Source organism: Frankia sp. CoBUL1 (genome assembly GCF_978021245.1).
This window is the reverse complement of sequence record NZ_CDXDOS010000109.1, coordinates 1-10,563: the sequence shown is the minus strand read 5'-3', so window position 1 is coordinate 10,563 and position 10,563 is coordinate 1. Positions and strand designations below refer to the sequence as shown.

Sequence of the window (10,563 nt, the reverse complement as noted above, 5' to 3'; positions counted from 1 at the left end):
GGGCGTGTAAGCCGGCAGCAACACCGTGCTCACCCAGCCGGCGTGCTCCCGCAGGAACGCGGCCATGATGTGTGTCGTCCGGGCGGCGCTTGCAGCCCGGCACGGTGCGTACTGCCATCCTGAACGGAGCCTACGGTGCCGAGCCCGCGGTCCGGCGCAGGTGTCTGGCGGTCGGCTGCCAGGACAAGTTCTCGGGCCTGCTGGAAAGCGCGAGGCTGCCGGCATGGTGAGAACTCGAACCCGCCCAGGCCTGTGCTGGCGAGCGTCTCGCCGACATGCTCCGCAGATGCACGGTCAGTTCAAGGTCATGGGCGCGGCGGTTCGGGCCGCAGGCGAGAGGCCCGCGGCTACGAGCGGCACCGTTCCCAGAGCGTGAGGTAGGCGCGGGCCATCTGGCGGTCAGTGAAGGTGCTCACGGCCGCTTGGCGTGCCCGTTTCCCCAGCTGGTGGCGCAGGACCGGATCATCCCGCAGCCGGCACAGCGCAGCGGCCAGGGCGGCCGGGTCGCCGGCGGGCACGAGCAGCCCGGTCTCGCCGTCGATCACTGCTTCGGAGACGCCGCCGACCGGTGTCGCCACCACCGGCAGCCCGGGTAGCATCGCCTCGACGATCGCCAGCGGAAAGCCCTCCGTCCTGGACGGCAGGCAGAAGACGTCGAAGCCGGCCAGGGCGTCGCGCGCCGCGTCGGACCAGCCGGTAAGGGCGAACCGGTCGGCCACCCCGCTGGCCGCCGCGAGTTCGATCAGCTGGCGGCGCTCGGCCCCGTCGCCGACGACAACCACGTTCGCCCCGTCCATCGTGGCCAAAGCTGCGATGAGCACGTCATAGCCCTTCATCCGATCGAGCCGGCCGAGGCTACCCACCACCATCGGGCCGGGCCGGCCGGCCGGCCGTCGTGGCGGGGCGCCGAGGCCGGGGGCAGCATTCGGGATGCTGCGCACCGAACCGCGTCCCAGGACGTAGAAGTCCTCCACCCGTCGCGCGCTGCCGGCTCCCACGGCGACCCGGGCGTCCGCCCGCCGCGACAGCGCCCTGGTCCGCAGGAGCAGCGGCAGGTCAGTCGTCCGCAGCGGAAGCTGATCGACGGCGACGACCCGCAGATCGCAACCGGCCACTCCGGCCGTCAGGCCGGCGGCCAGCATCGGCGCGCACGCCCACGGCACACACCGGTTGACGTGCAGGACGCCGGGGCGTACCCGGCGCAGCAACCGCACGTGCGCCGCGCACGACATGGACGGACGCGCCGCCGCGCCAGCGGCCGGCGACCCATTCGACTAGCCCGGCGTTGGGACCGGCATCTGGCGGAAGCCATGATCGACTACTGTCGGGATGGGCTACGCTGGCTGCGGTTCGCTGAGGGTCGGTAGGCTGGGGCAGTCATCTCTGGAGTAGTCATCTGCAGGATGGCGATCCGTCATCTGGCCCGCCCGGGAGCGTTCACGAAACGCCACCCTCGTGGCTAGCTGGTGCTTTCTGCGGCAAGAGGGTGTGTTGATGTCGATCGAGGAGTCCGGGGTAACCGAGGTGGCGGGGCCGCGGTCCGGCTACCGGACCGACGCGGTCGCGGCCGATGCCGCAGCCGCTCCCGACGGGACGGCTGTCCGTCTCGCCGGCCGCGTGGTCCTGTGGCGCCGTATGGGCGGGCTGATCTTCGGGCATCTCCAGGACCGTAGCGGCCGGGTGCAGGTTTCCCTGTCCAAGACCGATCTGGGCGCCGAGGTCGTCAAGGAATGCTCCCGGGCCGTGAAGATCGGCGACTTCGTCGGGATCGCCGGCAGCCTCTACACCACCCGCCGCGGCGAACGGACCGTCGCCATCTCCGAGATGACGGTGCTGAACCGGACCGTGCGTGCCCTTCCGGACAAGTGGCAGGGCCTGTCCAACGTCGAGGCTCGTTACCGCCGCCGCTACCTCGACCTGCTTGTCAACGCCGAGTCCCGGGAACGCTTCCAGACCAGAGCGAACATCATCAGGCGGATTCGCCGTTTCCTTGACGACAACGACTTCCTCGAAGTCGAAACCCCGATGCTGCAAGAGGCAGCGTCCGGTGCCGCGGCCCGCCCGTTCATCACCAGGCACAACGCTCTCGGTGAGGACTTCTACCTGCGGATCTCCCCCGAGACCTATCTCAAGCGGATCGTCGTCGGCGCCTACGACCGCGTCTACGAACTTGGCCGCAACTTCCGCAACGAAGGCATGGACTCCTCGCACCTCCAGGAGTTCACGATGCTGGAGTGGTACGCCGCCTACTGGGACTACCGCGACAACATGGCCTTCGTCCGCGAACTGATCCTCACGGTCCTCGACGACGTCCTCGGCACCCGGGCGGTTACCTACGGGGGTGTCAAGCTCGACTTCGGCGCAGACTGGCCGGAGATCGACTACCGGGCCGAGGTGGAGCGGCGCACCGGCATCGACCTCACCGTCGTCCGCGATCTTCCCACTCTGCGTGCCCGGGTGGCCGAGCTCGGCTTGGACGTCGGGACCTCCCCGTCCTACGCCGGCCTGGTAGACCTGCTCTACAAGAAGACGGTCCGACCCGATCTCGTCCAGCCGTGCTTCCTCGTGCACCACCCGGTGGAACTGATCCCGCTGGCCCGGCGCAGCGACACCGACCCCACCGCGCTTGACATGTTCCAGGTCGTGGTGAACGGCGTGGAGATCGTCAAGGCTTACTCCGAACTCGTCGACCCCGCCGAGCAGCGGCAGCGGCTTGAGGAACAGGCCGTGCTGCGGGAGGCCGGCGATGACGAGACCATGATGCTCGAAGAGGACTTCATCGAGGCCATGGAATACGGGATGCCCCCGATGTCCGGCCTCGGGCTCGGCATCGACCGGTTCGTTGCCCTGCTCACCGGCGCCCCGACCCTCCGCGACGTCGTCCTCTTCCCCACCATGCGCGGCGCCCACAAAGACCAGACAGCCCCCGTTGAAGATGACCTGTGACGGAGGCCCCTAAAGAAACTCTCGAACACGTCGCCGCCGACCGCTACAGAGCCCTCCCACTCCTTGCTACCAGAGTGCGGGCCAGTGCTCCGGCCTTCAGGCCGGGGGTGAAGGCCCGCGTGTGGGGTGCGAGAACTCGGCCACCGGCGTTGGCCTGGTCTTTTAGGCGGCTCGTTCGTATTCGTTGATCAGGCCGCCGAGGACGGGCTGGCGTTTGATCCGTTCCTGGCTCAGGTCCGCGACGGGGTGGTCGGGCCGTGGTGGTTGAAGGTCGCGGCCGCGGTGGGGCGTCGTCCGTTGTAGCGCCGTGCGTACTCAGCCAGGACAACGCGCAGGTGCCGCTCCCCGAATATCGGCATCCGGTCGGTGACCTCGGTCCGGACGGTTCGGACAAACCGTTCTGCGTGGGCGTTCGCCCGCGGGGTCCGGGGTGGGATCGTGACGGTGGTGATGCCGGCGTCGGCGAGGACCGCGTCGAACGACGAGGTGAACTGTCCGGCGCGGTCACGGACCAGGAACCGGAAGTCGGCCGCCCGGTCACCGAGGTCCAGGAGGAGGTTCCGGGCTTGTTGGGTGCTCCACGGTCCGTCGGGGTGGGCGGTGACCCCGAGGATGTGGACGGAGCGGGAGCCGACCTCGATGGCGAAGAAGCAGTACAGACGCCGCAGCGTCAGCGCGCAGTCCACGTGGAGGAAGTCCACCGCCAGCATTGTCGAGGCCCGCGTACACAGGAACTGCCGCCACGTCGTGTCGGTCTGCCGTTGCGGAGCCGGTGGCAGCCCGAGGGTCTTCAAGATCCGGCGGATCGTGGAGGCGCTCATCCGGTGGTCGAGTTTGAGGAGCTCGCCCTGGATCCGCTGGTAGCCCCATGTCGTGTTCTCGGTCGCGAGCCGCTTGATCAGCGCGGCGATCTCCGAGCTGATCGGTGGCCGTCCGGTCCGCTGCGGGTGGGTCCCTTTCCGTGTGACCAGACGCCGGTGCCACCGCAGAACGGTGCCCGGGGTGACCAGCCGTGCGTTCCCAGCGCCTTGGGGAGAAGCCTGATCAGTGCGGCGAGCACCGCCCGATCCGCCCAGTCCCACCGCGGCCTCGGCTGGGTAGGGCGTAGCACCGCGACCTCATGCCGCAACACCAGCAGCTCGATGTCCTTCGACGCCGACGAACGACCGAGCAGCACCAGCCAGCCACATACCCGCACGAAGATCAGATAGGCCAGGCGTACAGACACAGCTGACCATCATGCCGACCACCACGCTGTCGCATAACCCCAGCTCACGGGCCCAAGCCGACTCCTGGCACCCCACACGGCGGGACAGCAGGCGGCGGAGACGGTGGCCGCAGCAATTCCGCGCACGACGCGACGTCCGCACCGGCGATGGCGTCAGCTCGGAGATTTCGGACGCCGAAAGCATTGTTCCTGGTCAGAGGCCCGTCCACAACGGACGGGCCCGACCGCGAAGGGCGGAGGCTCGGGGATTTGAACCCCGGAGGGGGTGTATGCCCCCAACCGCATTAGCAGTGCGGCGCCATAGACCGGACTAGGCGAAGCCTCCCAACGTGCCTGCTCATCATAGCGTCTCCCACGACGGTGCTGACGCTCGGTCCGAGCGGATCCCGGCGGGCTGGATCACGTCTGTGTGGTCCGGCCGGCCGGTTCCGCGCGGTCTATGGGTTCCATCGGTCCCAGGGCCGCGAGGATCGCGTCCGCGATCTCACGGCGCCGTCCGCCGTCCGCCAGCGGACCACCATCGGCCTCCCGCACGTAGAAGGCGTCCACCACGTCTAGTCCGAGGGTCGCGACGATGGCGGTGGCGACATCGAGTCGCAACCCGGACAGCGCCCGTACGATCCGGTACAGCACGCCGGCCTGGTCTGGGGCGCGCACCTCGATCACGGTCATCGATCCCAGGTCGTCATCGAAGATCACCTGAGGTGCGCCGGGCGTGGTCCACCGCCTGGCCCCGGCGTAGTCGCGTTCCCGGACGGCGAGCCGACCGGCGACGTCGAGGGTGCCGGCGAGCGCGGCCCGCAGGTCGGCGAGCAGGTCGGCGAGCAGCCGCGCCGGTTCCGGTACTCGTTCGTGCGGCGCCGCCACGGCGGCCTGCAGCAGCGCCCGACCGCCGTTCCTCCGGGCCGAGGCCCGCCGGATGTCCAACCGGTTCAGCGCGAGGACACCAGCGATGATCGCCAGCAGCCCGACGTGGTCGGCGTTGACCACCACGATCTCGAACATGCCCTCGTCCGGCAGCGGATTGACCTGGACGACGTGCTCGTCGGGCAGCGCGAGCAGGCCACGCTGCCGATCGTCGAGGCTCGGGGGACACGGGACCCGCTCGCCGCCGAGGACTGCCCGGGCCCGCTCGACGAGGTCACCGATCAGCCGCGCCTTCCAGGCGTTCCACGCGGTCGGACCGGTGGCCCGGGAGTCGGCCTCGGTCAGTCGGTGCAGCAGGGTGAGGATCCGCACGCTGCCGGCGGACGCGGCGACGCTCGCGATTGTCCCGGGATCGTCGATGTCCCGCCTGGTCGCGGCCTCGCCGAGAAGCAGGTGGTGGCGGACCATGGCGACAAGCACGTCGACGTCCTCGGGCGGCAGGCCCAGCCGCGGGCCGATCCGTTCGATCTGCACGATGCCCGCCTCGGTGTGGTCGCCGGGGAAGCCCTTACCGATATCGTGCAGGAGGGCGCCGAGCAGCAACAGATCCGGCCGGTCCACCTCGCGGGTGTGCGCGGCGGCCCGCGCCGCGGCCTCCAGCAGATGTCGGTCGACGGTATAGCGGTGGTAGGGATTGCGTTGCGGTCTGCTGCGCACCGCCGCCCACTCCGGGATGAGCCGGACGAGCAGCCCCACCTGGTCGAGGGATTCCAGTACCCCCACGGCCGCGTCGCCGGTGGCCAGCAGCGCGACCAGCGCGTCACGGGCGGCGTCAGGCCAGGGGTCGGGCATCGGTGGGGCCTCCCGGGCCAGCCGGTCGACGGCGTAGCGGCCCAACGGGAGCCCGCTTCGTGCGGCCGCGGCGGCGGCCCGCAGCACCAGGACCGGGTCCTTCGCCGGATCGACGTCCCGGGCGAGCTGGACCTCGCCGTCCTGGTCGACCACCCCTTCGCCGAGGGGGCGGCGGGCCGGCCGCCGGCTGCCACCGCGCCACCGCGCCACCGACCGCAGGCCGGCCGCGACCCGGTACCAGGTGGTGTCCCAGGTCCAGGAGATGGCGCGTCCGGCGTCGGCGACCGCGTGCGCGAGCGCGAACGCGTCGGCGTAGCCGAGCATGGTGGCGAGCGACTCGGAGTCCTGGAGCAGGAGCCGATCGTGGGCTCGTCCCCGGCTCAGCCGGCGGATCTCGCCGCGGGCATCGAGCAGCACCTGACCGGCGGCGATCACCCGCGCGGAGGGGGACTCGGCGACCCAGGCCGCCGCGAGGGCGTGCAGGGCATGGACATCACGCAGCCCGCCGCGGGATTCCTTCAGGTCGGGTTCGAGCAGGAACGCGACCTCACCGAGCCGGGTGGCCCGTTCCGCAACGGCCTCGGCGAGCTCGGGTAGTCGTTTCGGGGCATGGGACCGCCACCGGGCGCGAGCCCGCTGGGCGAGCTGCGTGGCCAGCGTCGCGTCACCCGCGACGTGGCGGGCGTCGAGCAGGCCGAGCGCGGCCTTGAGGTCACCGTCGGCTACCATGATGGCCTCGTCGACGGTGCGCACGCTGTGATCGAGGCCCATCCCCGAATCCCACAGCGGATACCAGACCGCGTCGGCGACGGCGGAGATGTCGTTCCGTTTGCCGTCGTGGACGAGGACGAGGTCGAGATCGCTGCCGAACGCGGGTTCCGCGCGTCCGTAGCCGCCGACGGCCACCAGGGCGATTCCCGGTCCGACCTCGCCGAACAGGTCGACCAGGGCATCGTCGGCGAGGTCGGTGAGGATGCGGCGCAGCCGTGGGCCGGTCGCCGTGGGCAGGTGCTCGGAGCGGCCCTTGAGGATCTCCAGGCGGTCCGTCATGGCTGTCCTCCTCCGTTCGGCCGTCTGGCCGTGATCGATCTCGGGTCCGGATCGATCACGGCCAGTGGAGCGCCGAGCCGAGGACACAGAAACGCGCACCAGCGCAACTGTGGTCTCGGGTGGTACCAGGTCGTGCGGTGTCGCGGGTGGTGCGTGGTGCCGGGGGTGCGTGGTGCCGGGGGTGCGTGGTGCCGGGGGTGCGTGGTAACAGTGATGGATGGAGTCGGGTGGTGCGATGGAGCCGTACCGCGGTGGCGTTGCCACGCCCGGCACTACTACAGCGCGTCCGCCCCCCGCTCGCCGGTACGGACCCGTACCACCGACTCGACCGGAACGACCCAGATCTTGCCGTCGCCGATCTTGCCGGTCTGCGCCGACGACGTGATCGCCGCGACCAGATCGTCGACCGCCCCGTCCGCGACGACCACCTCGATCTTGATCTTTGGCACGAAGTCGACCTTGTACTCGGCGCCGCGGTAGACCTCGGTGTGGCCCTTCTGCCGGCCGTAGCCCTGGACCTCGGAGATCGTCAGTCCGTGCACGCCCAGGGTCTCGAGCGCCGCCTTCACGTCGTCGACCTTGAACGGCTTGATGACGGCGGTGACGAGCTTGGTCATGCCTGGGCCTCCTCGGGCACCTTGACGGGGCTGATGCTGCTCGTGGACAGCGAGCCGCTACCGCCGATGGACGTGAAGCGGTACGCCGTCTCCCCGTGCAACGCCTCGTCCATGCCGGCGATCTCGTCGTCGGCGTTCAGCCGGAGACCGATGGTGTACTTCAGGGCGAGAGCGATGATCGCCGTCACGACGGCCGAGTAGCCCAGCGTCGCGCCGACGGCGAGTGCCTGCTCCCCGAAGACGCTCCACGGGCCGCCGTAGAAGACACCGTCCTTGCCGGCCTCGTTCGTGTCGACGCTGGCGAAGAGGCCGGTCAGCAGGGCTCCGAGCACACCGCCGACCAGGTGGACCGCACCGACGTCGAGCGAGTCGTCGATGCCGACCTTGCCCTTGATCGAGGTGGCCAGGGCGCAGACGACGCCGGCGATGCCGCCGACGGCGATCGAACCCATCGGAGAGACGAAACCACAGGCCGGGGTGATGGCCACCAGACCCGCGACCGCGCCGGACGCGGCTCCCAGGGTGGTCGCCTTGCCGTCGCGCAGCTGCTCGACCGCGAGCCATCCGAGGATCGCGACGCCGGTCGCGATCTGGGTGTTGAGCAGGGCGTATCCGGCGACCTTGTTAGCGCCCAGCGCGGAACCCGCGTTGAACCCGAACCATCCGACCCACAGGATGCCGGTGCCCAGGAGAACGAACGGGACGTTGTGGGGGCGGAAGTCGCCGGTCGGCCAACCGGCCCGCTTGCCGAGGACCAGCGCCAGCACGATCGCCGCGATACCGGCGTTGGCGTGGACGACCGTGCCGCCCGCGAAGTCCATCGCGCCGCGCTCGAACAACCAGCCCTTGCTCGCCCACACCCAGTGTGCGATCGGCGAGTAGACCAGCAGCGACCAGAGCGGGATGAAGATCGCGAAGGCGCTGAACTTCATGCGATCGGCGATCGCGCCGGTGATGAGGGCGGGCGTGATGATCGCGAACATCAGCTGGAAGGCGACGAACACGACGTACGGGATCGCGCCGTCGCTGCCGGAGAGGTCCTGGAGAGCGAAGAAGTCGAATCCGCCCCAGAAGCCGTTACCCTCGCCGAACGCGACGCTGAACCCGATGACCGACCAGATCAGCGTGACGATCCCGATGCAGAAGAAGTTTTGCATGATCATTCCGAGCACGTTCTTCGCTCGGACCATGCCACCGTAGAAGAACGCCAGTCCGGGCGTCATGAACAGCACGATCGCGGAACTGATGAGCATCCACGCGGTATCGCCCGAATTCAATTTGTCCATGTCTCTCCTGTCATTCCCCGCGCGATGCGCGGACTGCGCTCACCCGGTCCCCGGCCACGCTGCGCTCGTCCCGGATCCTCGGGTCCGAAGAGTCGGCAAGATCTGTTCCCGACCTGTGTCTTAGCTGTTTCTGGCATGTGAAATCGCTAAATTGGGTGGCCTGTGACCCGATCTCATCGGCTGGCGGTGGGTGCTTGGAGACTCTCCGCTCGTCACGGCGTGATTCCGTGACTTTATAACTGCATAGAGTTACCGTCCGGCGGTGTGAGCAGTGTCCCCACGGAGGGCTGGCATAGCGCCGGCGAACCGCGCCCCGGGCCCCGCCGTCCCCGTGATGTCCCGCCATCCGGGTTCGGCCGGCGAACTTCGAAACACGCCGCAAGGCAGACTCCCGCCGCCGGCCCGACCGACGATCCCCAGCCGACCGGGAACGATCCGACCGGATGGCGTCCGAAAGCCGGAGCGCCCATTGTTCTCGGACTGGTCGGCATTCTCGTCGCCGGACCTCCGGTTGTCTGGGGATTTGCCGGATCCGCCTGGGCGGCGCCGACGACTCCGGCCTCCGGGCCGGCCCCGGAGAGCCTGCAGAGCCTGCAGAGCCTGCAGAGCCTGCAGAGCCTGCAGGCGGAGATCAACGGTACCCGGGTACGGCTGGACGAATCCACTCGTCAGACGGCGATTGCCACTGAGGTGTTCAACGCCGAACGTATTCGGCTGGCCGAGGCCGAGCGGGCCGCGGCAGCCGCGGCCGGGCGGGTCGACCGCGCTGACGATGCTGTACGGCAGGCCTCGGACAAACACCGGGGGTTGGCGGTGTCGGCGAATCGGGCCGGGGGATTCGGGCAACTGTCGTTGCTGCTGACTGGCGATCCCCGACAGGTACTCGACCGGGCCGGTGCGGTCGATGCGCTGGCCCGCCGGCAACGCGTGGCGGACACCGGCCTGCGGCTCGCGCGTCGGGATCTCACCGAGGCACGCCGGAGCGCTGACGTGGCACTTGCGGGCAAGAGGAAGATCGTCATGCGGCTCGCCGCACGGAAGCGGTCTATCGAGGCGTCCGCCGCCGAGCAGCGCAGCCTGCTGCAGCGGCTCGAATCCCGCTACGCATTGCTGGAGCGGCAGGCCAGGGAACGCCAGGCCGCCGCCGCGCGGGCCCGCAGGGCGGCAGCGGCCGCCGCCGCGGCATCGGCGGCCAGGAAGGCCGCGGCCGAACGGGTCCGTTATCGGAAGGAGTCGGCCGCGGTCGCAGCCGCGGGCCGGGCGTTCGCAGCGGCCCCGACTACCCCGGCACCCATCCCGCCGACGGGCGGCGGTGGCGCGTCGCGCGCGGTGCAGGAGGCATACGCCCAGCTGGGCAAGCCCTACGTGTGGGCCGCGGCGGGGCCGAAGTCCTTCGACTGCTCCGGCCTGACGCAGTGGGTCTGGGGGAAGGCCGGGGTGTCGCTGAGCCACTACACCGGATCACAATGGAATGAGGGGCGCCGCGTGAACCGTGCGGGCCTCATTCCCGGCGATCTCGTCTTCTTCCATGCCGATCTTGATCATGTCGGGATCTACATCGGGGGCGGGAAGATGATCCATGCTCCGCGGACCGGGGAGGTGGTCAAGGTGGAGAAGATCTGGTGGTCGAGCTTCCGGGGGGGTGTGCGGCCGGGAGCGTGACACCATCGGCCGCTGGCGGAAGTGATCAGGACGGCGACGGCGACGACTCAGCTTG

Annotated in this window: 7 protein-coding genes, 1 tRNA gene and 1 pseudogene; 3 read left to right on the top strand and 6 right to left on the bottom strand. The window is 69.7% G+C overall.

All coding sequences use genetic code 11. The annotated features are described in order from the left end of the window. The first annotated feature begins 104 nt into the window (after window positions 1–104). Window positions 105–230: a hypothetical protein gene (locus AC08OX_RS10055; protein ID WP_476607563.1), complete on the top strand. Its 126-nt coding sequence runs from the start codon at window positions 105–107 to the stop codon at window positions 228–230. 117 nt (window positions 231–347) lie between these two features. Here AC08OX_RS10055 and AC08OX_RS10050 read toward each other — a convergent pair whose 3' ends face one another. Then, entirely contained in the window at window positions 348–1,214 is an 867-nt protein-coding gene (locus AC08OX_RS10050; protein ID WP_476607562.1) for a glycosyltransferase, read from the bottom strand. Between the two features lie 280 nt (window positions 1,215–1,494). Here AC08OX_RS10050 and lysS point away from each other — a divergent pair, with 280 nt between their 5' ends. Then, the gene (gene lysS / locus AC08OX_RS10045) at window positions 1,495–2,946 is read left to right on the top strand and encodes a lysine--tRNA ligase (RefSeq protein WP_476607561.1); all 1,452 of its coding nucleotides are present in this window, start codon (window positions 1,495–1,497) and stop codon (window positions 2,944–2,946) included. 162 nt (window positions 2,947–3,108) lie between these two features. Here the strand turns inward: lysS and AC08OX_RS10040 are convergent. The 5 genes and pseudogenes from AC08OX_RS10040 to AC08OX_RS10020 form a co-directional block, all read right to left on the bottom strand. After that, a pseudogene (locus AC08OX_RS10040) lies at window positions 3,109–4,174 on the bottom strand (integrase core domain-containing protein). 234 nt (window positions 4,175–4,408) lie between these two features. Beyond that, window positions 4,409–4,499 (bottom strand) — tRNA-Ser (locus tag AC08OX_RS10035). 74 nt (window positions 4,500–4,573) lie between these two features. Continuing rightward, entirely contained in the window at window positions 4,574–6,943 is a 2,370-nt protein-coding gene (locus AC08OX_RS10030; protein ID WP_476607560.1) for a [protein-PII] uridylyltransferase, read from the bottom strand. 275 nt (window positions 6,944–7,218) lie between these two features. Continuing rightward, complete coding sequence (locus tag AC08OX_RS10025; protein WP_011434886.1) at window positions 7,219–7,560, bottom strand: P-II family nitrogen regulator; 342 nt, start codon at window positions 7,558–7,560, stop codon at window positions 7,219–7,221. Beyond that, window positions 7,557–8,846: an ammonium transporter gene (locus AC08OX_RS10020; RefSeq protein WP_476607559.1), complete on the bottom strand. Its 1,290-nt coding sequence runs from the start codon at window positions 8,844–8,846 to the stop codon at window positions 7,557–7,559. The genes AC08OX_RS10025 and AC08OX_RS10020 overlap by 4 nt, the downstream gene beginning before the upstream one ends. A gap of 264 nt (window positions 8,847–9,110) precedes the next feature. Here AC08OX_RS10020 and AC08OX_RS10015 point away from each other — a divergent pair, with 264 nt between their 5' ends. Further along, entirely contained in the window at window positions 9,111–10,508 is a 1,398-nt protein-coding gene (locus AC08OX_RS10015; protein ID WP_476607558.1) for a C40 family peptidase, read from the top strand. Window positions 10,509–10,563: the final 55 nt, after the last annotated feature.

What these genes read in the sequence shown, in the direction of transcription:
- AC08OX_RS10025 (WP_011434886.1), bottom strand. Translation starts at nt 7,560, where the DNA reads ATGACCAAGCTCGTCACCGCCGTCATCAAGCCGTTCAAGGTCGACGAC.
- AC08OX_RS10020 (WP_476607559.1), bottom strand. Translation starts at nt 8,846, where the DNA reads ATGGACAAATTGAATTCGGGCGATACCGCGTGGATGCTCATCAGTTCC.
- AC08OX_RS10030 (WP_476607560.1), bottom strand. Translation starts at nt 6,943, where the DNA reads ATGACGGACCGCCTGGAGATCCTCAAGGGCCGCTCCGAGCACCTGCCC.
- lysS (WP_476607561.1), top strand. Translation starts at nt 1,495, where the DNA reads ATGTCGATCGAGGAGTCCGGGGTAACCGAGGTGGCGGGGCCGCGGTCC.